A 25,022-nucleotide genomic window follows, 5' to 3' on the forward strand; every position below is an offset into this window, starting at 1 on the left:
ACCGCAGAAGCATGCCGGAAACAAGCCGGGGTCTGCAAGGACCCGACAGTCCTTGCGCAAGCTTCGCACGGAGCGCGTTCAGTGCGTGTTGGCGATCGCCGTCGAAGATCGGACCACCAGTTCCGGGCGGAACAGGTACTCCGAACGGGGTGCGGGGTGGCCCTCGATCTCGTCGACCAGCGCGCGCACCGCGGCCACCGCCATCGCCTCGACCGGCTGGCGGACCGTGGTCAGCGGCGGGTCGGTGAACGCCATCAGCGGCGAGCCGTCGTAGCCGACCACCGAGACGTCGGCGGGCACCCGCAGCCCGCGGCGGCGGGCGCAGCGGATCGCGCCCAGCGCCATCAGGTCCGAGCCGCAGACGATGCCGGTGACCCCGACGTCGAGCAGGCGGTGGGTGGCCGCCTCGCCGCCCTCGACGCCGAACAGCGACAGCGAGATCAACTCGTCCAGCGCCGCGTCGGCGAGGCCGAGGGTCGTCCGCATCGCCGTGCGGAAGCCGGCGATCCGGCGGCGCACGGGCAGGAACCGGTCCGGGCCGTTGACCAGGCCGATCCGCCGGTGCCCGAGGGCGGTGAGATAGGACACCGCCAGCTCGGCGGCGGCCTGCTCGTCGGGCGACACGAACGGCGCGGGCAGCCCCTCGACATAGCCGTTGACCAGCACGATCGGCAGTTGCCGGGCGACCAGCCGGCGATAGCGCTCGTGGTCGCCGGTGGCGTCGGCGTGCAGCCCGGACACGAACACGATGCCGCTGACCTGCCGGTCGAGCAGGATCTCGACGTACTCGTCCTCGGTCACCCCGCCGGGGGTCTGCGTGCACAGCACCGGGGTGTAGCCGCGCTGCGCCAGCGCCGACTCGATCGTCTGCGCGAACTCCGGGAAGATCGGGTTGCCCAACTCCGGCACGACCAGCCCGACCAGGCCCGCGCTGCGCTTGCGCAGCCGGCTGGGCCGCTCCAGACCGAGGGCGTCGAGGGCCGCGAGGACCGCTTCCCGGGTGTCGGGTGAGACGCCCGGCTTGTCGTTGAGCACCCGGGAGACGGTCGCCTCGCTGACCCGCGCCCGGAGCGCGACGTCGGACAGGCGAGCACGCATGGTTGCACGATATCCGCTGGTCTTTCGCGTCTTTCCGCAAGCCCTTGCTATCAAGCAACAAACTCGAAACAACCTCGCCTAGGGTACGAGCGCGCGCAGCCCCGCGGCGTAGGTCTTGGCGTCGGGCCCGGCCGCCAGGATGCGTTGCAGCGCGTAGCCGGGGACCATGCCGAACAGCACCGCGCCGATCGCCTCGACGTCGGCGTCCGCCGGGAGTTGTCCGGCGTCCCGGGCCCGGGTGGCGAGTTGCACGAAGTGGCCCCGCATGCGGTTGTAGGCGTTGCCGACGAACTCGGCCAGCACCGGGTCGCGCATCGCCTCGGCCCAGACCTGGAGGGCGATCCGCAGCAGGCCGTCGGGGCCCGTCTCCCGGTCGACGAACGTGACCGCCCGCTCGACCGCCTCGGTGGGCGACAGCGGCGGCTCGTGCCGGGCCAGCCCCTCGAACATCGCCGAGGCGTCGCCGATCACCGACTCGGCGATCGCGGTGATGAGGTCGTTCTTGCTCTTGAAGTAGCGGTAGACCGCGCCGACCGAGAGCCCGGCCTCGGCGATCACGTCCTGCATCGACGTGTTGTGGAACCCGTCGCGCATGAAGCACCGCCTGGCGGCGTCGAGGATCTGCTGGCGGCGGGCGGCGAGGTGGGCTTCGGAGACGCGTGGCATGGCACACATAGTAAAACGAACGCTCGTTCTTGACCGCCGACGATCGTCGATGGGATGCTGGGATCATAAAAAAGAACGAGCATTCGTTTTAAGGAGATGGACATGCCTCGCCAGGGTCGCCCGCCGCTCCTGATCGCCGTCCTGATCGGGCTCGGCATCGTGGTCGTGCAGGCTCTGCTCGTACCCCTCTTCGCGGCACCCGCCGCCAACCTCGGCCCGCGCGACCTGCCCGTGGTGGTCGCCGGCCCGGCGCCCGCAGCCGACGCGCTCGCCGCGCGGCTCGAGCCCGATGCCTTCGCGGTCACCCGCGTGCCAGACGCGGCGGCCGCGGACGCGCTCCTGCGCGACAACCAGGCCTACGCGGCGTTCGTGCTGACCCCGACCGGGCCGGCCGTGCACACCGCCGGCGGCGCGAGCCCGACCGTCGCGCAACTCGTCAGCCAGGCCGCCGCCGGGATGAACGCTCCGGTCACCGACGTCGTGCCGGGCTCGCCCGACGACCCGCGCGGCGCCGGCTTCGCCGCCGGGTTCCTGCCGCTCGCCCTCACCGGGCTCGCCGCCGGCGCCGCGCTCGCGCTGCTGGTCCGGGCCCGCTGGGCCCGGTTCACCGGCGTGCTGGTCTTCGGAGTGGCCGGCGGCCTGGTCGGGTCGTTGGTGCTGCAGCAGTGGCTAGGCGTGCTGACCGGCGACTACCTGCTCAACGCCGCGGCGATCGGGCTCTTCGCGACGGCGGTCGCGGGCACCGTGGCCGGCCTGGGTGCGGCGCTCGGCCGGCCCGGCCTCGCGCTCGGCGCGCTGCTCGTGTTCGTCGTCGGCAACCCGATCTCGGCGGTCAGCGCGGCGCCGGAGCTCCTGCCGCAGCCGTGGGGCGCCATCGGCCAGTTCCTGCCGATCGGTGCCGGCGGCTCGCTGCTGCGGTCGACCGCGTTCTTCGACGGCGCGGGCGGTGCCGGCCCGGCCTGGGTGCTGGGTGCGTACGCCGCGGTCGGACTCCTGCTCGCGCTGGTCGGCGGTGTCCGCAGGGCCGGCCGCGCCCAGGCGACCACGGTCGCCGACGACCGCGTGGCGGTCGCGGCCTGAGCGACATCGGTTAACAAGGGTCCCTTCCTATGCGGAAAGCGATTGGAAGGGGCCCTTCCTTACTCGGCGGGCGATTTCGCGCAGGCACAAGTCACGCCTGCGTAACGGGCATCCAACAGTCGAGTCTGGATTTTCGTTCCACGCGTTTGCTGGGCGTACAGTCCTGCGCAACGTGAACTCACCGCGCAATCCCTTGCGGTGTGTAATGGGAAGGGAGACCGTCTTGCGCTCTGTGCGTGGGATGCGGATCGTTGCGATACTCGCGGTGGGTGGCCTTGCAGCGGGCCTTGCCGCGTGTGGTGACGCTCCGGAAAGCAGCAGCGGCACCGGCGACAGCAGCGCCGCGCCTGCCGCAGGCACTTATATGGCGTGCATGGTCACGGACATCGGTGGCATCGACGACCGGTCGTTCAACGCGTCGGCGTGGAAGGGTCTCCAGGAGGCCAAGGCCGCCAGCACCAAGCTGGCCGAGCCCAAGAACGTGTCGTCCAAGGCTGAGGCCGACTACGTGCCCAACCTGACGCAGTTCGCGCAGCAGGGTTGCAACTTCACCCTGGCTGTCGGCGGCCTGATGGGCGACGCGACCAAGCAGGTCGCGGCGGCCAACGCCGACAAGCAGTTCGCGATCGTCGACGCCTCGATTCCGGGCGCGACGAACGTGTACCCGATGCAGTTCGACACCGCGCAGGCCGCGTTCCTCGCCGGCTACCTCTCGGCGGGCTACTCGAAGAGCAAGAAGGTCGCCACCTACGGCGGCCTGAAGATTCCCCCGGTCACGATCTTCATGGACGGCTTCGCCGACGGCGTCGCCTACTGGAACCAGCAGAAGAGCGACAAGGTCCAGGTGCTCGGTTGGGACAAGGCCGCGCAGAACGGCTCGTTCGCCGAGAGCTTCACCGACCAGACCAAGGGCAAGGCTCTCTCGGACGGCTTCGTCGCGCAGGGCGCTGACGTGATCATGCCGGTCGCGGGTGGCACGGGCCTCGGCACCGCCGCCAACGCGGGCAGCAAGTACGCGGTCGTCTGGGTGGACGTCGACGGTTGCGAGAGCGCCGAGCAGTACTGCTCGTCGTTCCTGACCACGGTCGTCAAGAACATCCCCGAGGCGGTCAAGGAGGCGGCCGTCAAGGGCGCCGACTCGACCAGCATGCTGACCGGCTCGTACCTCGGCACGCTGGAGAACAACGGCGTCTCGATCGCGCCGTACCACGAGTTCGACAGCAAGGTCAGCGCCGAGCTCAAGGGCGAGGTCGACAAGCTGAAGGCCGACATCATCTCGGGCGCCGTCAAGGTGACCTCTCCGGCCCAGCCGAAGTGAGCTAGAAACCCGGCCGAACAGCCGGTCCCACCTAGGTGGGACCGGCTGTTCCCAGGCTCGGGCAGATCGTGAAGAATTTCCACACCGTCTGAAGGAGGTCACGCTGAGACTCGAACTGCGCGGCATCACCAAGCGCTTCGGCGACCTCGTGGCCAACGACGACATCAGCCTGACCGTCGAGCCCGGCGAGATCCATGCCCTGCTCGGCGAGAACGGCGCCGGCAAGTCGACGCTGATGAACGTCCTCTACGGGCTGCTCCAGCCCGACGAGGGCGAGATCCTGGTCGACGACAAGCCGGTGCAGATCCGCGGTCCGCGCGACGCGATCGCGGCCGGCATCGGCATGGTGCACCAGCACTTCATGCTCGTGCCGGTGTTCACCGTCGCCGAGAACGTGATGCTCGGCGCCGAGCAGACCACCGGCGGCCCGATCGGCTTCCTCGACCGGCGGCGCGCCCGCAAGCTGGTCCGCGAGGTGTCCGACCGCTACCGCCTCGCCGTCGACCCCGACCGCACCGTCGAGGACCTGCCGGTCGGCGTGCAGCAGCGCGTCGAGATCGTCAAGGCCCTGACCCGCGAGGTCGACCTGCTGATCCTCGACGAGCCCACGGCCGTGCTGACGCCGCAGGAGACCGAGGACCTGCTCGAGATCATGCGGACGCTCAAGGCGGCCGGCAAGTCGATCGTCTTCATCACGCACAAGCTCAAAGAGGTCAAGGCGATCGCCGACCGGATCACCGTCATCCGCCGCGGCCGCACGGTCGGCACCGCTCCGCCCGACACCAGCGAGGAGGAGTTGGCCTCGCTCATGGTCGGTCGCTCCGTGCTGCTCCGGGTCGACAAGGGCGCGTCCGAGGCCGGCGCCGCCGTGCTCGACGTCGCGGGCTTCGCCGTCAACGACGACCGCGGCCACCGCGCGGTCGACGGCGTCGACCTGACCGTCCGGGCCGGCGAGGTGCTCGGCATCGCGGGCGTCCAGGGCAACGGCCAGACCGAGCTGATCGAGGCGATCATGGGCCTGCGCCCGGTGGTCGCCGGCACCGCCACCCTCGACGGTCGCCCGATGCACGGCCTGTCGACCCGCGAGATCCTCCGCGCCGGCGTCGGCTACGTGCCCGAGGACCGCAGCGTCGACGGCCTCGTCAAGGACTTCACCGTCGCGGAGAACCTGGTCCTCGACATCTACAACACGGAGCCGTACGGCACCCGCTGGGTCGTCCGGCCCGAGGCGATCGCCGAGTCGGCCCGCGCCCGGATCGAGCAGTTCGACGTCCGCACCGACGCCTCCGGCCAGGCGACCGTGGGCACGCTCTCCGGCGGCAACCAGCAGAAGGTGATCGTCGCCCGGGAGTTCTCCCGGCCGCTCAAGCTCTTCATCGCCGCCCAGCCGACCCGCGGTGTCGACGTCGGGTCGATCGAGTTCATCCACCGGCAGATCGTCCACGAGCGCGGCGAGGGCACGGCGGTGCTGCTGGTCTCCAGCGAGCTCGACGAGGTGCTCGCGCTCGCCGACCGGGTCGCCGTGATGTACCGGGGCCGGGTGATCGCCGTGGTGTCGCCGGACACCCCGCGCGAGGAGATCGGTCTGCTGATGGCGGGCGTCACCACGGACGACCCCGCCACCGCGAGAACGGGCAGTGAAGATGACTGAGCAGACGACGGCGTCCGCGGAGGACCTCGCCGCGGCCGGTGCCGACCAGCTGCCGCCGCCCAGGACCTTCGCCGGGCGGTTCCTCGCCTCGATGTGGACCGCCAACACGGTCACCGTGACGGTGCTCGCGGTGCTGCTGGCGCTGGTCATCGGCGGCATCCTGATCGCGATCTCCGACGAGGCCGTGCGGGCCACGTTCTCCTACTTCTTCAGCCGCCCGTCGGACTTCTTCACGCTGTCGTGGGACAAGGTCAGCGACGCGTACGCCCAGTTGTTCAAGGGTTCGATCGTCGACCCGGCGACGGTGCAGGCGGCGGTCAACGGCACGGGGCCCTGGGAGCGGGTGTTCTTCCCGATCTCGGAGACGCTGACCTACGCGGCGCCGCTGGCGCTGACCGGTCTGGCGTTCGCAGTGGCGTTCCGGGGTGGCCTCTTCAACATCGGCGTGCAGGGCCAGGCGATCATGGGCGCGGTCGGCGCCGCCATCGCCGGCTTCCTCCTGCCGCTGCCGGTCGGCATCCACCTGGTCGTGGCGCTGGTCTTCGGCGCGGCGTTCGGCGGCATGTACGGCTTCGTGCCCGGCTTCCTCAAGGCCCGCACCGGCGCGCACGAGGTCATCACGACCATCATGCTCAACTACGTCGCGCTGTTCTTCCTGGGCTGGTTGATCGTCCAGAAGGGCATCCAGGACCCGGAGCGCAGCGACGCGATCAGCAAGCCGGTCGACGACTCGGCGCAGCTGACCCACCTGCTCGGCTTCCTCGGCCCCAGCCTGCGGGTCAATCTCGGCATCGTGGTCGCGATCCTGGTCGTCGCCGCGATCGCCTGGCTGCTGCGCCGCTCGACGTTCGGCTTCGAGCTGCGCGCGGTCGGCCTCAACCCCGAGGCGTCGCGCACCGCCGGCATCGGCGTCGGGTCGACGTACGTGATGGTGATGACCGTCGCGGGCGCGCTGGCCGGCCTCGGCGGCGCGACCATCGTGCTGGGCACCGCGGTGAGCCTGACCGGCGCCGTGATCGGCGGCGTCGGCTTCGACGGCCTGCTGGTCGGCCTGCTCGGCCGGGCCAAACCGTGGGGCGTGTTCTTCGCGGCGCTGCTGTTCGGCGCGCTGTCCGCCGGCGGCAACCGCATGCAGTCGTTCTCCGGGATCTCGCTCGAGCTGGTCGGCGTGATCCAGGCGCTGATCGTGATCTTCGTCGCCGCGCCCGCGCTGGTGAAGACCGTGTTCCGGCTCCGGCCGGCCAAGGTCAGCGGGCTCGGCACCGGCATGTCCAAGGGATGGTGAGACCGTGACCGCCAGCACCGTCGAGGCGGCCCAGTCGGTCGTCGAACCGGTCCGCTACTGGACCCGGCAGCGCAAGGTCGGTGTCGGCCTCGCGGCCGTCGGCGTCGTCGCGGCGCTGCTCTTCGGCTCGCTCGCCACGAGCCGCAAGGCCGAGTTCACGCTGGCCGAGACGATCAGCGGCAGCGCGGTCGGCATCGACGGCACCGTCGGCGCGGTCGTGTTCGGCGTGCTCGCCGCGCTGGCCGGCGCCGCGATGCTGGTCACCGCGCGGCGGTGGTTCGGCTGGCTGCTCGGTCTCGGCATCGTCTCCGCGCTGATCTCGTTCCTCTGCTGGCAGCTCTCCCAGGCGCCGGACAACCTCAACACGATCCCGCTGGGCAGCGTCGCGCGCAGTTCGGTGACGCTGGCCCTGCCGCTGATCCTCGGCGCGCTGGCCGGCGTGCTCTGCGAGCGGTCCGCGGTGATCAACGTGGCCATCGAGGGCCAGTTCCTGATGGGCGCGTTCGCCGCGGCGATGTTCACGACCCTGGCCGGCAGCGTCTGGGTCGGCATCCTGGCCGCCGGCGCCGGCGGTCTGATCATCGCGCTGCTGCTGGCGGTGCTGGCCATCCGCTTCCTGGTCGACCAGGTGGTGCTCGGCGTCGTGCTCAACGTCTTCGCGCTGGGCCTGACGGGCTTCCTCTACGAGCAGCTCATGGCCAAGGACCAGTCGAAGTACAACCAGCCCACCTTCGTGCCGGAGTGGGACATCCCGGGTCTGTCCAAGATCCCGCTGATCGGCCCGGCCCTGTTCAAGGGCAACATCTTCCTGTACGGCGCGATCGTGCTGGTGATCCTGATCCACGTCGGGCTGTTCTACACGCGGTGGGGCCTGCGCACCCGGGCCGTCGGCGAGCACCCGGCCGCGGCCGACACGCTCGGCGTGAAGGTGCTCGCCCTGCGCTACCGCAACGTGCTGGTCGGCGGCCTGGTGGCCGGCTTCGGCGGCGCCTACTTCACGCTGCTGTCGACGACCAACTTCAACAAGAACATGACGTCCGGCCTGGGCTTCGTGGCCCTGGCAGCGTTGATCTTCGGTCGGTGGAGCCCGATCGGCTCGATGCTGGCGGCGCTGTTCTTCGGCTTCTGCAGCGCGCTGGCGTTCAGCCTCGGCTCGATCAACAGCCCGATTCCCAGCCAGTTCCTGAACATGCTGCCGTACATCGCCACGATCATCGCGGTGGCGGGGCTGGTCGGCCGGGTCCGCGCGCCCGCCGCGGACGGAACGCCCTATATCAAGGGTTAGGGTTCGGTCATGGAGATCGACTGGGTGGCGCTGCGGGCGGCCGCCGTCGAGGTGATGGGGCACGCGTACGCGCCGTACTCGGATTTTCCGGTCGGCGTCGCGGGGCTCGTCGACGACGGGCGGATCGTGGTCGGCTGCAATGTGGAGAACGCGTCGTACGGCGTGACCCTGTGCGCCGAGTGCGGCATGGTCTCGGCCCTGCACGCCACGGGCGGCGGCCGGCTGGTCGCGGTCTCCTGCGTCGACGGTGCGGGCCAGCCGCTCATGCCCTGCGGCCGCTGCCGCCAGTTGCTGTTCGAGCACGGCGGGCCGGACTGCCTGGTCGAGGCCCTGCCCGAGCCGTTGCGCGTGGGCGACCTGCTGCCGCACGCGTTCGGTCCCGCCAACCTCGACCGCGGCCGGGCCGCGATCCCCGAGGTGCCGGAGCGGCTGGCCCGGTGGCGCGGTCGCGGCACGGTCTTCCTGCACCCCGACAGCGCCGGCGGCGCGCTGGTCTGGACCGGCTACTGGGAGCGGTCGGCCGGCGAGGGTGAGGAGACCGGCATCCTCGAGGAGGCGCCGACCTGGCCCGAGGCGCGCGACGGCATCAAGTGGGCCCGCGCCCGCACAGCCCGCATCGTCGTCGTCGACGAGGCCGGGGACACCTGGTGGGCCGGCGAAGGTGAGCCGCCCGCCGAGATCGGGAAGCGGTGGGAGGCGTGACGTACGCCGCCGTAGACGTCATCCGTACGAAGCGCGACGGCGGGGTGCTCTCCGACGGCGCGATCGACTGGATGGTCGACGCCTACACCAAGGGCCTCGTGGCCGACGAGCAGATGTCCGCGCTGGCGATGGCGATCCTGTTGCGCGGCATGACGCCCGCCGAGATCGCGCGCTGGACCGCCGCGATGATCGCCAGCGGCGAGCGGCTGGACCTCTCGGCGGTGGACCGGCCGACCGCCGACAAGCACAGCACCGGCGGCGTCGGTGACAAGATCACGCTGCCGCTCACCCCGCTGGTCGCCGCCTGCGGCGTCGCGGTGCCGCAGCTCTCCGGGCGCGGCCTCGGGCACACCGGCGGCACCCTCGACAAGCTCGAGTCGATTCCCGGCTGGCGCGCCCAGCTCGACAACGCCGAGTTCATCGCCCAACTGCGCGACGTCGGCGCGGTCATCTGCGCCGCCGGCGAGGGTCTGGCGCCCGCCGACCGCAAGCTGTACGCGCTGCGCGACGTCACCGGCACGGTCGAGGCGATCCCGCTGATCGCCAGCTCGATCATGAGCAAGAAGATCGCCGAGGGGACCGGCGCGCTGGTGCTCGACGTCAAGGTCGGCTCGGGCGCGTTCATGAAGTCCCTCGACGACGCCCGCGAGCTGGCCCGGACCATGGTCGACCTCGGCATTGCGCACGGCGTGCGCACGGTCGCGCTGCTCACCGACATGTCCACGCCGCTCGGCCTGGCGATCGGCAACGCCGTCGAGGTCGAGGAGTCCGTGGCCGTGCTGGCCGGCGGCGGCCCGCCCGACGTCGTCGAGCTGACGCTCGCGCTCGCGCGGGAGATGCTCGACGCGGCCGGCCGGCCCGACGCGGACCCGGCCGCCGCGCTCGCCGACGGGCGCGCGATGGACTCCTGGCGGGCGATGATCCGGGCGCAGGGCGGGGACCCCGACGCGGTTCTGCCCACGGCCCGGGAGACGCACACGGTCACCGCCGACGCGGACGGGTTCGTCACCTCGGTCGACGCGTACGCGATCGGCGTAGCCGCGTGGCGGCTCGGCGCGGGCCGGGCACGCAAGGAGGACCCGGTCTCGGCCGCGGCCGGCGTCGTGCTGCACCGGCGGCCCGGCGACCCGGTGCGAGCCGGCGATCCGCTCTACCAGCTGCGTACCGACGATCCCGCCCGGTTCGGCGCCGCGATCGAGGCCGCCGCCGGCGCCGTGTCCGTCGGCAGTGCGCCGCCGACCGTGGCGCCGCTGGTGATCGATCGGCTCGCCTGACATTCCGCTGCGCGCTCGGAACGGCTATCCTCGCTGGCCAGGGGGATCACCGACGCTCAGAGGAACGAACGCCGTGTCCGTGTCTGCTCCCGACCCGCGGCCCATCCGCGCCGCCACCGTCGATGAGCTGCGCCGACTCAGGCTGCCGACGCCGCCGACCGGCTTCCCGCTGGTGTGGGAGCCCGGCGACGAGGTCGAGCTGCGCCCCACGGGCGACATCGAGGCCCGCACCGCGATCCTGCACCTGGTGCTGGCCCGGTGCTTCGGCATGCCACCACAGGCGGCGATGAGCTGGCTGCTCACCTCGCACCTGGTCGAGCTGGTCACGCCGCCGGAATGGCAGTTCGTGGTGGCGGAGCGGGGCGACCGCCGGTCCTTCGTGCTGCACCACGACGCCATCTTCGCGCTGGCCTGGCTGCTCGGCATGAGCAAGCACCTCGATCCGACGGCGCCGACCGACGAGCGGTTGATGGAGGCGTTGCCGCACCTGCCGGAAGGCGAGACATTCCGGGCATGGCGGTCACGGATCCTCGCCGCGCCGCGGGATGCCGCCGAGGCCGCCGCGATGCTCGACTTCTACTACTGCCTCGACTGGAGCTATCTCGAGGCGGAGCGCCGGGGAATGAACCTGCCGGGCGTGATCGACGCGAACGCGATCGGGCAGCGGCGGTGGGCCCTGGAGTGGGCGGTCGTGTTCCGCGGGCCCTACCACGACCCGCCGGGCGGCTGGGAAGAGGTCGACCTCTCTACTTAGGTGAGTACTCGTCGAGGCGCACCGCGAGGGTGACGTCGAGTGGGGTGGGTAGGTCGATGGTGGCCGGTTCGCGGTGCCAGGCGCTCGGGCCCATGCCCACCACGGTGGCTATCTCCGCGCGGTCCAGCCGCATCGTGGCCCGCAGCGATTGACGGCGCGCGAGCGTGAAGTGGGCGTCGAGGCTGGCGGCCAGGCGCTCCTCCTTGGCCGGGTCGACGGAGAGCAGGCCCAGCGCCGCCACCAGTTCGGCCAGGTGGTCCGGCTCCGGTGTCACGACCAGGAGCCGGCCGTCGGCGCGCAGCACCCGGTGGAACTCGGCGCCGTTGCGCGGCGCGAACACGTCGAGCAGCACGGCGGTGTCGTGGTCGGCCAGCGGCAGCCGGCCCCAGGCGTCGGCGCGCACGGCGGCCGCCCGCTCGTGCGCGCGGGCCGCCCGGCGCAGCGCCGGCTTCGACGCGTCGACGACGAGACCGAGCAGCGCCGGGTTCCGGTCGAGCACGGCCGCCAGGTGCTGCCCGGTGCCGCCGCCGACGTCAACGGCGAGCCCGGTGGCCCCGGCCGCCGCATCGGCCAGCGCCGCCGAGATGACGGCGTAGTGGCCCGCCGCGAGGAACTCCGCCCGCGCGGCGACCATCTCCGGTGTGTCACCCGTGTGTGGCGAGCGGCCGGCGCTCAGGTCCGCGTACCCCTGCCGGGCAAGGTCGAAGCTGTGCCCGCGCGGACAGCGGAGAGCGCGTGACGGCGACCCGCCGGTTTCGAGTGTTTCGCGGCACACCGGACAACGCAGGTGCGCCACAACGTCGCGGTTCATCCATCCTCAGCCACTAGGGTCTTTCCATGGTCGCAATCGGCATGGAAGAAATCGTCAAGGCACCCAAGGCGCTGCTGCACGACCACCTCGACGGCGGGTTGCGACCGGCGACCATCGTCGAGCTGGCGGCCGAGGTCGACCACACCCTGCCCACCACCGACGCCGGCGAGCTCGGGCAGTGGTTCGTCGAGTCGGCCGACTCCGGCTCGCTCGAACGTTACCTGGAGACTTTCGACCACACCGTCGCGGTGATGCAGACCGCCGCGGCGCTGCACCGGGTCGCCGCCGAGTGCGCGCTCGACCTGGCCGCCGACGGCGTGGTCTACGCGGAGGTCCGCTTCGCGCCCGAGCAGCACCTGGAGCGCGGCCTGACGCTCGACGGCGTGGTCGAGGCGGTGCTGAGCGGGTTCGCCGCCGGCAGCGAGCAGGCGGCGGCCAACGGTCAGCAGATCCGGGTCGGCACCCTGTTGACCGCCATGCGGCACGCGGCGAGGTCGACGGAGATCGCCGAGCTGGCGGTCCGCTACCGCGACACCGGCGTGGTCGGCTTCGACATCGCCGGCGCCGAGGCCGGCTTCCCGCCCACCCGCCACCTCGACGCGTTCGAATACCTCCAGCGCGAGAACTTCCACTTCACCATCCACGCCGGCGAGGCGTTCGGGCTGCCGTCGATCTGGCAGGCGATCCAGTGGTGCGGCGCCGACCGCCTCGGGCACGGCGTGCGGCTGGTCGACGACATCACGCCCGGCGGGCAGCCGGTGCTCGGCCGGCTGTCGGCGTACGTGCGCGACAAGCGGATCCCGCTCGAGCTGTGCCCGTCGTCCAACGTGCAGACGGGCGCGGCGCCGTCGATCGAGCGGCACCCCATCGGGCTGCTCCGCGATCTGCGCTTCCGCGTGACCGTCAACACCGACAACCGGTTGATGAGCGGCACATCGATGTCGCGCGAGATGGCGCTGCTCGTCGACGCGTTCGGTTACGGGTGGGCCGAACTCCAGTGGTTCACCATCAACGCGATGAAGAGCGCGTTCATCCCGTTCGACGAACGGCTCACCATCATCAATGAGGTGATCAAGCCCGCGTACGCCAAATTGGCGTGACGACGGTCTTCGCCACGCGCGTAATCCGGCGAATCGGAAGTCCAATCCAGACTTAACGGGTCTTTCCGATGGGCCGTTCGGACTAATCAATGGTGCACTTCCCCTATAAGGGGCATTGCCGCACGAGCGCCGCGGCTCGTGCGCCACGGAAGTGGTACGGGCCGACGGAGATCGATACTCACCTAGGGTGACGCCAGCCAAACGCCGTGCTGACAAACTGTCTGACTATCGCATCGGTACGGCGATGACGCACAGGGTGGGCTTTCTCTTTGGCGGGCGGACGTGATGGAATGCCGGGGGTCCGACCCGCCCGGGTCGGTCGATCGGCGGTGCCCGTGCGCAATTTTCTGACGGCGCCGAACCGGAGGGCGGTGACGTGAGCAAGCGGCCGAAGACGGCGAATTCCTTCATGTCGCGTCTCCGCCGGCCAGCCGGCCGGCTTCGTGATCTGCCGATCTGGTCGAAGCTCGGCCTCATCATGATCGTGCCGACCCTGGCGACGATCGTGGTTGGCACCAACGGCCTGATCGATCACATCGAGACGTCGGAGAACGCGGACCAGGCACGCGACCTCGCTGTTGTGGTGGAGGCGTCCGGGGATCTCGTCCAGAACCTGCAGAACGAGCGTTCCGCGGCGGCGCTGCTGCTCGGTGCCGATTCGACGGCGGACAAGCAGAAATACCGCACCGGCTTCGACAGCGCCCAACAGGCCGTCGAGCGCGTGGTCAACAACTACGCGACCCAGCGGGCATCCCTCAACGGCCTGCCGCCGAACTTCGTCTCGACGCTCAACCAGATCGACGCCGGCCTCCAGGGCCTGCCGGGCGTGCGCAGCCAGGTGACGGGCGACAAGTTCGCCTTCACCGACGCGGCCAACGCCTACAACGCTCTGGTCGACAACCTGCTCACCCTCCGCGACGGCGCCGCCCAGCTGGCCGCCAACACGTCGCTGAGCGAGCGGATGCGCGCCGTCGCGGCCGTCGCCCGGCAGAAGGAGTTCCTCTCGCAGGAGCGCCTCGTCGTGCTGCAGTCCTACAGCGCCGACGGGCGGATGAACCAGAACCTCAAGAAGGAGTTCATCGCCTCGCAGACCGGCCAGGTGCAGGCGAACGAGACGTTCATCGCCGTCGCCACCGTGCCCGAGCGCGAGCAGTACAACCAGACCGTCGCGGGTTCCGACCTGCGGTCGTCCACGTCGTACGCCGGCTGGATCACCGGCAGCATGCCGGCCGACGGCGCGCTGGCCGGCGCGCCGTTCACGCGTGACGCGTGGGACAGTGCGCTGCTCGGCCACAGCCGGTTGATCCGCAGCGTCGAGCGGCGGTTCGACAACACGGTCGTCGACACCGCCACCACCCTGCGCGACGACGTGCAGCGCCAGGTCCTCATCGAGACCGGCCTGCTGCTGGCCATGCTCCTGCTGGCCATCCTGTTCGCGTGGTTGGTCGCCCGGTCGATGGCCCGGTCGCTGCGCGAGCTGCGGCACGGCGCGCTGGCGGTCGCGCAGTACGGCCTACCGCAAGCCGTGTCCAGGCTGCGTGACCCGGCGCTGTCCACGCAGATGTCACCGGCCCAACTGGCCAACCAGATCGCCGAGCCGCTGCCCGTCCGCAGCAAGGACGAGTTCGGCCAGGTGACCGAGGCGTTCAACGCGGTCCACCTGGAAGCCGTCCGCACCGCGGCCGAGCAGGCCGCCCTGCGTGCCTCGGTCGCGACGATGTTCGTCAACCTCGCCCGCCGTTCGCAGATCCTGGTCGACCGGCTCATCGGTCACCTCGACCGGCTGGAGCGCGGCGAGGAAGACCCGGACCGCCTGGCCGAGCTGTTCCAGCTCGACCACCTGGCCACCCGGATGCGCCGCAACGACGAAAACCTCCTGGTGCTCGCGGGTGCCGACTCGACCCGTATCCAGCGGGAGCCGGCCGCCCTGATCGACGTGCTGCGTGCCGCGCAGTCCGAGGTCGAGCACTACACCCGCATCGAGTTCGGCGTGATCGACCGCGACATCGAGGTGGCCGCGCACGCGGTCAACGACCTCGTGCACCTGGTCGCCGAGCTGTTCGACAACGCGACCGCCTTCTCGCCGCCCGACTCGCACGTCATGGTCGAGGCACGGCTGGTGGGCGACCGCGCAGTGCTCTACGTCGAGGACCGCGGCATCGGCATCACGCCCGACCAGCTCAACGACCTCAACGAGCGGCTCGCCACGCCACCGATGGTCGACGTGGCCGTCTCCCGGATGATGGGCCTGGTCGTGGTCGCGCGGCTGGCCGCGCGGCACGGCGTCAAGGTCGAGCTGCGCCCCGCCGCCGACCGTGGCACGGTCGCCGACGTCGCCCTGCCTCCCTCGGTCCTGGTGCCCCGGGCACTGGCCGGGCGCGGGCCGCAGGTCGGCACGGCGTTCGAGGTGCCGGTCCAGCAGCAGGCGCCGGCCCAGGTCGCCCGGTCGTTCGGCGCGCCGCTGGCGCTGGAGAGCGGCCCGGTGTCCCGGTCCGACCGCGACTTCGCCGGTGCGGGCTCGGGTGGCGGTCTCGCCAGCGCGTTCGGCGGCCGGCCCGGCGACGGGCCGCCCAACGGGTCCGGCGGGTTCGGCAACGGATCCAACGGCAACGGCAACGGGAGCCGCTCCGGCGCCGCGATGCCGGCCTGGTCCGACCTCACCGGCGCCGGCCCGCAGAGCGGTGGTGGCCTCGGTGACGCGTTCGGCTCGCGCCGCCGCGACGAGTCGCTGCCGCAGCGCCGCTCGACCGACGACTGGGCGATGGAGGGTGAGGTCACGGCCGGCCCGCAGTCGCCGTCGATCCCGCGCCAGACGCCTCGCGATGCCGGCACACCGTTCTCGGCGCCGCCGATGATCTCGGTGCCGCCGGTCATCTCGGTGCCACCGTCGACGCCCGGTGCCGCGGCCTCGCCGCGCCAGCCCGAGCCGTGGGAGCTGGGTGGCGGTCCCACACTGCCGCCGAGCGCGCCGGCGGGCCCGCCGATCGCCATGCCCGACAGCCCGGTCGTTCCGGGCCGGTCGGGTGGTCTGCCGGGTCGGGTGCCGGAGCAGCAGCCGGACAGCCAGCGCATCCCGCTGAGCCAGCCGCAGGCGGCCGCTGCGCCGCCGATGGCGGCACCGCCGGCCTCCGCACCGCCGCAGGCCAGCCCGGCGCACTATGGGCTGTCCGGTGCCGGCATGGGTGGGCCGCTCGGTGGCGCACCCGCGGGTGGCCAGGCACCGCCGGCGTGGCCGCCGGTCGCGGCCGAGCCGCAGCCGGTCGCCGAGCACGCCGGTGCCGGCTTCGACCTGACCGCCGAGCTGCCCCGGGTCGAGCGCCCGGCAGCAGCACAGCAGCAACCAGCCGTCCCGCCGATCATCCCGGCCACCAACAAGGCCCGGTTCGCCGACGAGACGATGGAACTGCCGATCTTCCGCGAGCTGGAGTCGGCGTGGTTCCGCACCCGCCGGGACGCGGCGGAGGAGAGCTCGCTCACCCCGGCCTCGGCGCCGAGCACCGCGGCGGCTGCCCCCGCAGCCAGCGCGGCGCCGTCGACCGCCGACGCGCGGGTGGGCGGTGGAGCCACCGCGGCACCGACGGAGCAGTTCGTCACCGTCGAGGCCAGCCAGCGGCTCACCAGCTCGCCGCAGTCGCGGACGATGCCCGCGACGGGCAGCCCGGTCGGTGGCGGCGCGCCCGCGAGCGGCCTGCCTTCGCGGCCGGTCCCGACGGGGCCCGCACCGCAACAGCGTCCGAGCGGCCTGAGCGACGGCAACGGAAACGGTGCCGCCCGCCGGTCCGATCCGGAGTCCTGGGCGACCGCCGCGGACGACGGGTGGCGGGCAGCCTCCGCCATGTCGGAGATGCAAGTGAACGAAACCACGCAGGCCGGCCTGCCCAAGCGGGTTCCGATGGCGCAGCTCGTGCCGGGCGGGGTCGACAAGGCGGCCTCCTCGGTGCAGAAGCGCACGCCGGAAGCGGTCCGCGGACTGCTCTCGGCCTACCACCGAGGTGTGCAGCGCGGTCGCACCCAGCCCAAGGACGAAACTTCGGATACGACTCCGGCCGGGCAGCCCTCCCAAGCTGGCCACGGTCCGGGTGCCGGGAGCGGTCAGAAGGAGCACGAACGATGACAACGACGCAAGATCTCGGCTGGCTACTCGCCAACTTCGCCGACCGCGTGCCGGGTGTCGCGCACGCGATCGCCGTCTCCGCCGACGGTCTGCTCCTCGCTTCGTCGCGGGACCTGCCGCGTGATCGGGCCGACCAGTTGGCCGCGATCTCGTCCGGTCTGGTCAGCCTGACCCAGGGCGCGGCGCGCTGCTTCGAAGGCGGTGCGGTGCTGCAGAACGTCGTCGAGATGGACAACGGATTCCTGTTCCTGATGTCGATCTCGGACGGCTCCTCGTTCGCGGTTCTGGCGGCCCGCTCGTGCGACGTCGGCCAGGTCGGTTACGAGATGGCGTTGCTGGTCGACCGGGTCGGTGAGGCACTGACTCCGGCGCCGCGCACCGCCGCGGGCATGCTCGGCTAGTCGTTCCAAAGACGGCGCACCACAACAACACAAAGACGCGACGGGTCCCGATCGATCGGGCCGTGCGGCACGGATGCGAAGGAGGTGAGCGGCGATGACCGACCGGGACGAGCCAACCGGCGCGCTGGTGCGGCCGTACGCCGTCACCCGCGGACGCACCCGGCCCCGGCTCGAGATCGCCCTCGAGGCACTCGTCGAGACAACGGTCCGCGGCCGCACAGCCAACTCGACCAAGGGTGGGCACGGCCGCGAGCACCAATACATCGCCGCGTTGTGCGACGGCCGGTTGCAGTCGCTCGCGGAGATCGCGGCCCGGATGCAGCTCCCACTGGGTGTTGCCCGGGTCCTGATCGCCGACATGGCCGCCGACGGACTCGTCGCGGTCTACGAACCGACCTCACTGGAAGACACGAACGATGCGGTGGGCACTGAACTGCTGGAGAGGGTGCTGAGTGGACTTCGCAGGCTCTGACGTGACGCACCGCCCGAGCGCTGGCCGTGTGACGTCGGCGAAGATTGTCATCGCCGGTGGGTTCGGCGTCGGCAAGACCACGCTGGTCGGGTCGGTGTCGGAGATCACGCCGCTGACCACCGAGGCCATCATGACCTCGGCCGGCGTCGGCGTCGACGACACCCGGCAGGTGCCGGGCAAGACGACCACGACCGTCGCGATGGACTTTGGCCGCATCACGATCGATCGTGACCTGATCCTTTACCTGTTCGGCACACCTGGCCAGACGCGGTTCTGGTTCATGTGGGACGAGTTGGTCCGAGGCGCGATCGGGGCGATCGTGCTGGTCGACACGCGCCGACTAGCCGACTGCTTCGCCGCGATCGACTTCTTCGAGCATCGCCGCCTGCCGTACCTGGTGGCGATCAACTGCTTCGACGGGGTCCAGTACCACGACCCGCAGGACGTTCGCGATGCCCTCGCGATCTCCAGCGACGTGCCGGTCGTGGCCTGTGACGCCCGCAACCGCGACTCCACCAAGCACGTGCTGATCAGCCTCGTCGAGTACGTGCTGAGCATGCGCCGGTCCCGCGCGGTCGCCCCCGCCTGACGGCGGGCGACCGGGGGTCCGGCACACCCACCCACAGCAGCGAGAAGCCCCACCGCCTCGGCGGTGGGGCTTCTTTCGTGCGGGGACCGCTCAGCTGATGCGGATCCAGGCCGAGCCGTTGACCTGGAAGACGGCCAGCGAGTCGGCGGTCATGCCGCCGTGCTTGATCGGCTGGAAGTCGTACGAGCCGGCGATGCCCTCGGTGATCAGGTTTTCCAGGTAGACCCGGACGCGGCCGCGGTCGACGCTGCGACCCAGGCGCGCCGCGTTGGCGATCAGCCGCACGGCGTCGGAACTGTAGGGCGCGAAGCCCCGGAACGCGCCGTGCTTCTGGATGTAGCGGTAGATGAAGTCGCGTCGGTCCAGGTCGGCCATCGTCGTGTCGGTCAACGACATGCCGGCCAGCGACGCGGGGTGGATGGCGTACGCCTTGTCCACGGCGTTCAGGTTGTCGCCCGCCAACGTGTCGTCGGCGACCGCGCCCGGGTCGAAGATGAGTTGATCGCCGAAGCTGCGCCCCCGCACCGCCTGGGCCGCCGCCCCGGTGTCGGGCGCCTGCGCCCAGATGATGATCGCGTCCGGCTTCGCGTCGACCACTCTCTGCGCGGCCGCGTTGAAGTTGCTGCCGGTTGCCGGGAGCTGGGCGTCGGCGACGAGGGCGCCGCCGAGCGCCTTGCGCAGCGCGGCGATGCCGGCCTTCCCGTAGGCACCGCCGGAGTAGAGGACGCCCAGCTTGCGCAGGTTCTGCCCGCTCGCCAGGTCGGCCATCATCCGCGCGATGTCTTCGGCGTTGGGCTGGAGCTTGTAGATGTAGGTGCGCTGCGCCAGCGGCGTGACAAGGCCGTCGGCGGAGCCGAGCGAGATGAACGGCACCTGCTCGGTCTGCGCGACCTTGAGCATCTCCAGCGAGGTCTCCGCCATGATGCCGCCCATCAGCGCGTGGACGCCCTCTTTGCCGACGAGCTCGGTCGCCTGCTGTGCGGCGGTCTCGGGCCGGCTGCCGTTGTCGCGGTAGATCATCTTGATCCGGCGCCGCAGGTTGCCGACCGGCACGCCCTCTTCGTTGAGCGTGTCGACGGTGATCCGCAGGGCGCGCTCCTGCAGGACGCCGTGCGCCGCGCCGGGGCCGGTAAGCTCCAGGCTCGCGCCAATGATGAGCTCCTCGGAGCCCCGCGTCGTCGGGCCCGGGCTGTTGCTCTCGTCGGCACCGCAGGCGGCGGTGAACAGTGTCCCGGCGGCTGCCACAAGGACGCCACGCCGGGTCATCTGGGTCCGGCCGATCGCCGGCTTCGCCATCTGGTGCCGCCTCTCCACAGCCCGGCGACGCCCGTCGCCAGATACCACGCGGGTATGCTCCCGGGCCCGCAGGCCCGCCGTCAAATCGCGGTCATACCCGTCCGGGTGTCACGTCCTGGCCGACCGGTATTCGTATTCCTGGCTCTCGTCGCGTCCACCGTGGTCACGGCTGAAGTCCCAGCCACCGGCGGCCTCGCGACCCGGGCGACCGCCCACCGCGTAGCCGCCGATCTCCTGACCGCGGCGCCAGCCGCGGAAGTAGCCGGTGGTGTGCGCCGCGATGCTCGCGGCGTCGCGGACGATCCGCAGTGGCCGTTCCTCGCGCAGCGGCGAGCCCGGCACCAGGTTGGCCTGCGGCACGCGGCGGGGCAGGCCGGACTGCGTCTCCAGGCCGATGGACGGCGAGGAGGCCTTCTCGGCCGCGCGCCAGCCGTTGTCGGCGACCGACGACCAGGCGAGGTCCTCTTCCTCCTCCGGTTGGCCGGTGAACCACGCGGACCGGGCCGCCGCGAAGATCAGCAGGTCGCCGTCGCCCTCGTCGGAGACCGGCGGCGCGCTGATGCCGATGGGCAGCTGGTGGCTGCCGGTGTCGCTCGGGTTCTCCACCAGGCGCAGCGGCGGAGCCTCGTAGCGCGCGGCGTGGTCGGGCCGCTCGGCACGGCTGCGTGAGCGGGTCTCCCGGGGGCCGTCGTCGCGCAGCGCGCGGTCGGCCAGCGGCGGCGGCTCGACCAGGCGCAGGATGGGCGGCTCCGGCGGCATGTCGTCGGCCAGCCACGGCGGGGTGACGCGGTCGTCGCCGACCGGCGAGTAGGTCGGCCGGTCGAGCTCGCTCGGCGGCAGCTCGCCCAGGTCGGGGAAGCGCGGCTCGCCGTTGGCCCGCTCGTCGGAGGTGTTGTCGACCAGCGGCCAGTTGGCCCGTGCGCCGGGCTCGGGCCGCGGTGCGGGCACCGGGACGCTCAGGTCGGTGGCCTGGAACCCGGTGACCGGCGGCTCGGGCGGCGGGCTCGCGGCCGGGCGGCCGTTGACCCGGGGCGGGATCACGGTCGGGCGCTTGCGCTCGGCGCGTGCCGAGTTGATCGCCGCGTTGGTCAGCGTGGCCCGGAACGGCTCGCCGGCCTCGGCGGGCGGGATCGTCGGCCGCTGCGCGGGGATCGGGGTGATGCCCGGCGGCGGGGGCGGCACGGAGACCGGCCGGTTGGCCGGGCTGCTGGAGACCGGGCGGCCGGGCAACGGCGTCGCGGACGCGGCCGGTGCCGCCGGGGCCGGTGCCGCCGGCGGCTGCAGCGTGGCCGGCTTCGGCGGCTCTGGCATGCGTGGCGGCTCGGGATTGCGCGGCTGCTCGTAGCGGCTGGTCCCGTCGAAGCCGGTCGACCAGGCGTGGCCGGGGCTGCGCGACGGCATCGGCGTGCCGCCGGCGGGCGTCGGCGCGTTGAGGGCGGCCGGCGAGATCGGTGTGGACGCCGGCGGCTCGGTCGAACGGGCCGGCTCCGCGGCGCGGCTCGCGGCGCGGGACTCGGACCGGGTCGGGGTGCGCTGCTCCGTCGCGCGCGCGGCGGAGCGGGACGCGGCCGGAACCCGTGGCGCGTTGGGCGGCCGCACCGGGTTGCCGGGCCGTTGCGGCTCGGACGGGCGGGGCGGCTCGGCGAACGGCGCGGTGGACGTCGTGGACAGCGGCGTGGGCGCGGTCGGCGGCGGCGCCACCGGCGCCGGAGCGACCGGCGGGGTGGTCAGCGCGCGCGGTGTGGTGCTCGCCGCGGCCGGCTCCGGGCGGTGCCGGCGGCCGCTGCGGTCGGGCAGGGGCAGCGGCAGCGCGTGCAGCCCGGCCGGCGTGGTCGTCGTCTCGGTCTCGGTCTCGGCCTCGGGCTCCGCGGCGCGCCGCATGGGCCGGCGCGGCACGGCGGTGACCGGGGTCGTGCGGGCGGCCAGCGTGGCCACCAGGGCCGCGCAGCCCTCGTCGCAGGAGCGCACCGCGGCGACGGCCTGGCGCACGGCGTCGGCCGACGGGCCGGCGAGCGCCTTGTTGACGGTGCCGCGGCGCGGTGTCTCGGCGATGGCGACCCGCAGCGCGGTGATCGCGTCGCGGACGGTCGCCTCGTCGCCGACGCCCGCCGTGGTCAGCCGCTTGGCGACCGCCTCGGCGGCCGGCGGCAGGTCACGGCCGCGGGCGACCGCACCGGAGACCATGCCGGGCTCGGGCAACGCGTCGAGGACCGCGAGGGTCAACGGCTCGGCCGGGTCGGAGTAGGCGCGCAGAGCGGCCGGGTAGAGCTCGCGCAGCACCTCGCGCAGCGTGGCGGCGGCGGAGTGGCGGCCACCGGCCAGCGCGGAGTGGGCCGCCAGGATCGGCCGGTAGGGCGCGAGGTCGCGGGGCACCGGCAGGCCGACGGCGAAGATGGCACCCGCCTGCAGGGCGCGCGCGAGCCCGACCGCGCGGCGCTCGGCCGCCGGGGACTCCATCTCCTCAAGGGACTCGTCGTCGGCGAACCGCTCGGCGAAGTCGTCGACCGCGTCGTCGTCGGCGATGGCCAGGGGCCGGCCGGCGGCGGACAGTAAGGACGTCACCTGGTGGTCGTCGCTGTCGGCGGCGATCGCGGCCGAACCTGGGCCGTTGGCCCGTTCGGCGAGCAGCGCGCCGAGCTCGGCGTAACCCGCTGGGTCGTCGGTGATCTCGCACACGTCGAGCAACCGCCCGGCGTCGTCGACAACGGCAGCCGTCAGACCTGTGCCGGCAGTCGCCGGCCGACCCGTCGGTTCCGCTGATGCGAGACCGCAGTACACCCGCACGAGCGCCACGGTGTCGTCCTCCTCCCCGGGCACATCTCGTGTGCCAAGGACTGATGGTCCCTGGTTAGGGGTCAGTCGCGCCAGTCCACAGCGGCAGAGATCTTGCCGATAATCGTGCGCCAGCCCAAACTTGCCGTTTGTGCCCCGATTTTCCGGAGTCGTCGCTTGGCCATGAAGCCGCCGATCCCGCCGCCGACCACGCCACGCAGCGCCTCGTCGAGGTCGTCGAGGCTGTTGCCGGGTGACAGCATGTCGAGCACCGAGGGCAGCCGCAACGCGTACGCCAGATCCCGCGCGACCTCGCCCGCCTCGATGATCAGCGGCGGGTCCCAGCTGTCGTGGCCGCCGCGCAGGTTCTCCACCACGAGGTCGAGCTCGTAGGAGTCCTCGTCGAGCGGAGCGACGTTGACCGGCTCGATCCGCTCGGCCAGCGTGGCCCAGGTGTCGACCTGCGCGAGGTCGTGCGGCGCGCCCGAACGGATGAAGCTGACCAGGCCCTCGGCGCTGCGGAACAGGAGCAGCTTGCCGCGGTGCGTGAGGAAGACGGGGACCTCCTCGGCCGCTTCCTCTTCCTCTTCTTCTTCCTCTGCCTCGTCGGCGTCCGCCTCGTCCGCGGGCTCCTCGGCCTCGTCGCGGTCGGCGTCCTCGTCGTCCTCGTCGTCGTCCGCGCCGGCGCGGGCCTTGCGGCGCTCCTCGCGACCGGCCGCTTCGGACTGCTCGGCGAGTTCCTCGTCGGTGAAGAGGTCGGCGTCCTCGTCCTCCGCCTCGCGGGCGCGGGCGGCGAACAGGTCGTCGTCCTCGCGGTCGGAGGTGTCGGTGGGAGTCAGCTCATTGGACAGCCGGTATGCGCGAAGCGTGAACCCGGTGCCAGCGGGGAGCGCGACCTCGACCGGGTCGATCCGCAGCTCCTCCCAGAAGGCGCGCTGGTCGGCCGGGTCGACACCGGACTCGTCGTCGGAGTCGGTGTCCGGGTCGTCGTCGGAGGCCGCCTCGGCCGACTCCGCCGCCGCGGTCGCCTCAGCGGGCTCAGCCGCCTCAGCAGGCTCGGCTGCCTCGGCACCGGTCGTGGTCTCTTCGACCTCGGCCGCGGGCTCGTCCGAGGACGGCGACTTGGCCTTGGACCGGTTGGACTGGCGCGCCACGCTGACCTCCGGGAGTGGTGTGTTTGGTGACCTCGCGCACGAACACACTAGTGTGCGCCTGCGCCCGGCATCGACCGCACCCCGGGGGTGTGGGTTCCTGGCGTCGCGGGATCCTCACTAGTAGTCTTCCTACTTATGAAGGCGCAGGCGCTGCACGGGCATCTGGACGCGCTGCTGCTGTCGGTGCTCGAGGGCGGTCCGCTGCACGGTTACGCGGTCATCGAGGCGCTCAAGGCCCGCAGCGGCGGCTCGCTCAACCTGCCGACGGGCACGGTCTATCCGGCGTTGCGCCGGCTCGAGCGGGCCGGTTTCGTCGACAGCACCTGGAGCACGGTCAACGGCCGCGAGCGGCGCACCTACGAGCTGACCAACTCGGGACGCCGCGCGCTGGCCGGCGAGCGGGCCGACTGGACCGAGTTCAGCTCGACCGTCGGCCGTTTCCTCGGCGCGGAGTCATAGGCCACCGGGAACGCTCAGGCCCGGGCCTCGCTCGGCTCCGGCCCGCCGCCTCGCGACAGAACCGCCACCCGCGTGGCTCCGAGTCCGGTGGCCGCCGCGCGGCCGATCCAGACGGCCGCGGCCGTCATCGCGATCCCGCCCACGATCATCGGGGGCCAGGTCCGCGCGGCCTCCCACATGCCGGCGGACCACCCGTAGAGCGCCATCCCGCTCGCCGCCTGCACGACGAGCACGCCGACCAGGGTGAGCTGCGCCCGGCGCAGGAGCCGCGGCGACACCGGGTGGCCGCGGCGGGTGGCCAGCCACAGCGACACGCTGCCCAGCAGGGCAGCCGCGATCGCCACCAGGCCCAGCCAGTCGACGCCCGCGGAGAGCACCAGGTAGCCCAGCGGCGGCTGCGGACCGGTCCACGGTGCGCCCTGCCACATGAGGTCACCGCAGACGGCCGAGACTGCGAAGACCAAAAGCACCCGGAGCACCAGCACCCGGGAGGCCGAGGCGGCCAGCTCCGCCTGGAACGCCGGCGCCACCTCGTCGACGGCGCCGAACTCGTCGACCGCCTGGCGCGCGGCCACGGCCGGCGGCCGGCCGGCGTCGCACAGGTCGCGGACCGCGTCGTCGAGCCCGTCGCGGGCCTCGGTCAGCATCCGCCGCTTGAGCCCGCGGGGCCCGGACAGCGCGCGGTCGAGCCGCTGGATGTGCTGGTCGACGAGGCTGGCCGCGGGCATGCCTACACCCTGC

General features: G+C 72.2%; 21 protein-coding genes. 14 read left to right on the forward strand and 7 right to left on the reverse strand.

All coding sequences use genetic code 11. The annotated features are described in order from the left end of the window. Positions 1-78: 78 nt before the first annotated feature. Both Air01nite_RS07705 and Air01nite_RS07710 read right to left on the reverse strand, forming a co-directional pair. Entirely contained in the window at positions 79-1,098 is a 1,020-nt protein-coding gene (locus Air01nite_RS07705) for a LacI family DNA-binding transcriptional regulator (protein WP_203701251.1), read from the reverse strand. A gap of 78 nt (positions 1,099-1,176) precedes the next feature. Beyond that, complete coding sequence (locus Air01nite_RS07710) at positions 1,177-1,764, reverse strand: TetR/AcrR family transcriptional regulator (RefSeq protein ID WP_203701252.1); 588 nt, start codon at positions 1,762-1,764, stop codon at positions 1,177-1,179. A gap of 102 nt (positions 1,765-1,866) precedes the next feature. On the opposite strand from Air01nite_RS07710, the gene Air01nite_RS07715 reads away from it, so the two are divergent. The 8 genes from Air01nite_RS07715 to Air01nite_RS07750 all read left to right on the forward strand — a co-directional run bounded on the left by Air01nite_RS07715 (position 1,867) and on the right by Air01nite_RS07750 (position 11,113). After that, a complete protein-coding gene (locus tag Air01nite_RS07715; protein ID WP_203701253.1) occupies positions 1,867-2,844 on the forward strand; it encodes a hypothetical protein in 978 nt (325 codons plus the stop codon). 241 nt (positions 2,845-3,085) lie between these two features. After that, complete coding sequence (locus tag Air01nite_RS07720) at positions 3,086-4,162, forward strand: BMP family lipoprotein (RefSeq protein ID WP_203701254.1); 1,077 nt, start codon at positions 3,086-3,088, stop codon at positions 4,160-4,162. Between the two features lie 148 nt (positions 4,163-4,310). Then, positions 4,311-5,813 (forward strand): ABC transporter ATP-binding protein, encoded by a 1,503-nt coding sequence (locus Air01nite_RS07725; RefSeq protein WP_275408186.1) that lies wholly within the window; start codon positions 4,311-4,313, stop codon positions 5,811-5,813. After that, positions 5,806-7,098: an ABC transporter permease gene (locus tag Air01nite_RS07730; protein WP_203701255.1), complete on the forward strand. Its 1,293-nt coding sequence runs from the start codon at positions 5,806-5,808 to the stop codon at positions 7,096-7,098. Before Air01nite_RS07725 ends, Air01nite_RS07730 begins: the two co-directional genes overlap by 8 nt. 4 nt (positions 7,099-7,102) lie before the next feature. Next, a complete protein-coding gene (locus Air01nite_RS07735) occupies positions 7,103-8,383 on the forward strand; it encodes an ABC transporter permease (RefSeq protein ID WP_203701256.1) in 1,281 nt (426 codons plus the stop codon). Positions 8,384-8,392: 9 nt separating this feature from the next. After that, positions 8,393-9,085, forward strand: a complete 693-nt coding sequence (locus tag Air01nite_RS07740) for a cytidine deaminase (RefSeq protein ID WP_203701257.1) — start codon at positions 8,393-8,395, stop codon at positions 9,083-9,085. Continuing rightward, positions 9,082-10,359: a thymidine phosphorylase gene (locus tag Air01nite_RS07745; protein ID WP_203701258.1), complete on the forward strand. Its 1,278-nt coding sequence runs from the start codon at positions 9,082-9,084 to the stop codon at positions 10,357-10,359. The genes Air01nite_RS07740 and Air01nite_RS07745 overlap by 4 nt, the downstream gene beginning before the upstream one ends. Positions 10,360-10,432: 73 nt before the next feature. Continuing rightward, positions 10,433-11,113: a DUF4272 domain-containing protein gene (locus tag Air01nite_RS07750; RefSeq protein ID WP_203701259.1), complete on the forward strand. Its 681-nt coding sequence runs from the start codon at positions 10,433-10,435 to the stop codon at positions 11,111-11,113. Here the strand turns inward: Air01nite_RS07750 and Air01nite_RS07755 are convergent. Next, complete coding sequence (locus tag Air01nite_RS07755; RefSeq protein ID WP_203701260.1) at positions 11,106-11,924, reverse strand: putative RNA methyltransferase; 819 nt, start codon at positions 11,922-11,924, stop codon at positions 11,106-11,108. The genes Air01nite_RS07750 and Air01nite_RS07755 overlap by 8 nt on opposite strands. Before the next feature lie 26 nt (positions 11,925-11,950). On the opposite strand from Air01nite_RS07755, the gene Air01nite_RS07760 reads away from it, so the two are divergent. The 5 genes from Air01nite_RS07760 (at position 11,951) to Air01nite_RS07780 (ending at position 18,600) form a co-directional block, all read left to right on the forward strand. Further along, positions 11,951-13,024, forward strand: coding sequence for an adenosine deaminase (locus tag Air01nite_RS07760; protein WP_203701261.1), 1,074 nt, complete (start codon positions 11,951-11,953; stop codon positions 13,022-13,024). A 376-nt stretch (positions 13,025-13,400) separates the two neighbouring features. Next, complete coding sequence (locus Air01nite_RS07765) at positions 13,401-17,138, forward strand: sensor histidine kinase (RefSeq protein ID WP_203701262.1); 3,738 nt, start codon at positions 13,401-13,403, stop codon at positions 17,136-17,138. Further along, entirely contained in the window at positions 17,135-17,539 is a 405-nt protein-coding gene (locus Air01nite_RS07770; protein ID WP_203701263.1) for a roadblock/LC7 domain-containing protein, read from the forward strand. Before Air01nite_RS07765 ends, Air01nite_RS07770 begins: the two co-directional genes overlap by 4 nt. 94 nt (positions 17,540-17,633) lie before the next feature. After that, positions 17,634-18,011, forward strand: a complete 378-nt coding sequence (locus Air01nite_RS07775) for a DUF742 domain-containing protein (protein ID WP_203701264.1) — start codon at positions 17,634-17,636, stop codon at positions 18,009-18,011. Further along, a complete protein-coding gene (locus tag Air01nite_RS07780; protein ID WP_203701265.1) occupies positions 17,992-18,600 on the forward strand; it encodes a GTP-binding protein in 609 nt (202 codons plus the stop codon). Before Air01nite_RS07775 ends, Air01nite_RS07780 begins: the two co-directional genes overlap by 20 nt. A gap of 90 nt (positions 18,601-18,690) precedes the next feature. Here the strand turns inward: Air01nite_RS07780 and Air01nite_RS07785 are convergent, their stop codons facing one another. From Air01nite_RS07785 to Air01nite_RS07795, 3 genes are all read right to left on the reverse strand, one after another. After that, the gene (locus Air01nite_RS07785; RefSeq protein ID WP_203701266.1) at positions 18,691-19,896 is read right to left on the reverse strand and encodes an ABC transporter substrate-binding protein; all 1,206 of its coding nucleotides are present in this window, start codon (positions 19,894-19,896) and stop codon (positions 18,691-18,693) included. A gap of 108 nt (positions 19,897-20,004) precedes the next feature. Next, entirely contained in the window at positions 20,005-22,713 is a 2,709-nt protein-coding gene (locus Air01nite_RS07790; protein ID WP_203701267.1) for a transposase, read from the reverse strand. A 38-nt stretch (positions 22,714-22,751) separates the two neighbouring features. Continuing rightward, a complete protein-coding gene (locus Air01nite_RS07795) occupies positions 22,752-23,822 on the reverse strand; it encodes a SatS C-terminal domain-containing protein (protein ID WP_239090563.1) in 1,071 nt (356 codons plus the stop codon). A 135-nt stretch (positions 23,823-23,957) separates the two neighbouring features. Between Air01nite_RS07795 and Air01nite_RS07800 the strand changes: the two genes are divergently transcribed. After that, positions 23,958-24,281, forward strand: coding sequence for a PadR family transcriptional regulator (locus tag Air01nite_RS07800; protein WP_203701269.1), 324 nt, complete (start codon positions 23,958-23,960; stop codon positions 24,279-24,281). A gap of 14 nt (positions 24,282-24,295) precedes the next feature. Here the strand turns inward: Air01nite_RS07800 and Air01nite_RS07805 are convergent, their stop codons facing one another. Then, entirely contained in the window at positions 24,296-25,009 is a 714-nt protein-coding gene (locus Air01nite_RS07805) for a permease prefix domain 1-containing protein (RefSeq protein ID WP_203701270.1), read from the reverse strand. Between the last annotated feature and the right edge of the window lie 13 nt (positions 25,010-25,022).

Origin of the sequence: Asanoa iriomotensis (assembly GCF_016862515.1) — a bacterium.
GTDB lineage: Bacteria > Actinomycetota > Actinomycetes > Mycobacteriales > Micromonosporaceae > Asanoa > Asanoa iriomotensis.

Bases quoted from the DNA above. Each gene is read 5' to 3' on its own strand.
- Air01nite_RS07785 (WP_203701266.1), bottom strand. From the start codon at position 19,896: ATGGCGAAGCCGGCGATCGGCCGGACCCAGATGACCCGGCGTGGCGTC.
- Air01nite_RS07715 (WP_203701253.1), top strand. From the start codon at position 1,867: ATGCCTCGCCAGGGTCGCCCGCCGCTCCTGATCGCCGTCCTGATCGGG.
- Air01nite_RS07705 (WP_203701251.1), bottom strand. From the start codon at position 1,098: ATGCGTGCTCGCCTGTCCGACGTCGCGCTCCGGGCGCGGGTCAGCGAG.
- Air01nite_RS07775 (WP_203701264.1), top strand. From the start codon at position 17,634: ATGACCGACCGGGACGAGCCAACCGGCGCGCTGGTGCGGCCGTACGCC.
- Air01nite_RS07740 (WP_203701257.1), top strand. From the start codon at position 8,393: ATGGAGATCGACTGGGTGGCGCTGCGGGCGGCCGCCGTCGAGGTGATG.
- Air01nite_RS07720 (WP_203701254.1), top strand. From the start codon at position 3,086: ATGCGGATCGTTGCGATACTCGCGGTGGGTGGCCTTGCAGCGGGCCTT.
- Air01nite_RS07710 (WP_203701252.1), bottom strand. From the start codon at position 1,764: ATGCCACGCGTCTCCGAAGCCCACCTCGCCGCCCGCCGCCAGCAGATC.
- Air01nite_RS07805 (WP_203701270.1), bottom strand. From the start codon at position 25,009: ATGCCCGCGGCCAGCCTCGTCGACCAGCACATCCAGCGGCTCGACCGC.
- Air01nite_RS07730 (WP_203701255.1), top strand. From the start codon at position 5,806: ATGACTGAGCAGACGACGGCGTCCGCGGAGGACCTCGCCGCGGCCGGT.
- Air01nite_RS07770 (WP_203701263.1), top strand. From the start codon at position 17,135: ATGACAACGACGCAAGATCTCGGCTGGCTACTCGCCAACTTCGCCGAC.
- Air01nite_RS07760 (WP_203701261.1), top strand. From the start codon at position 11,951: ATGGTCGCAATCGGCATGGAAGAAATCGTCAAGGCACCCAAGGCGCTG.
- Air01nite_RS07800 (WP_203701269.1), top strand. From the start codon at position 23,958: ATGAAGGCGCAGGCGCTGCACGGGCATCTGGACGCGCTGCTGCTGTCG.
- Air01nite_RS07755 (WP_203701260.1), bottom strand. From the start codon at position 11,924: ATGAACCGCGACGTTGTGGCGCACCTGCGTTGTCCGGTGTGCCGCGAA.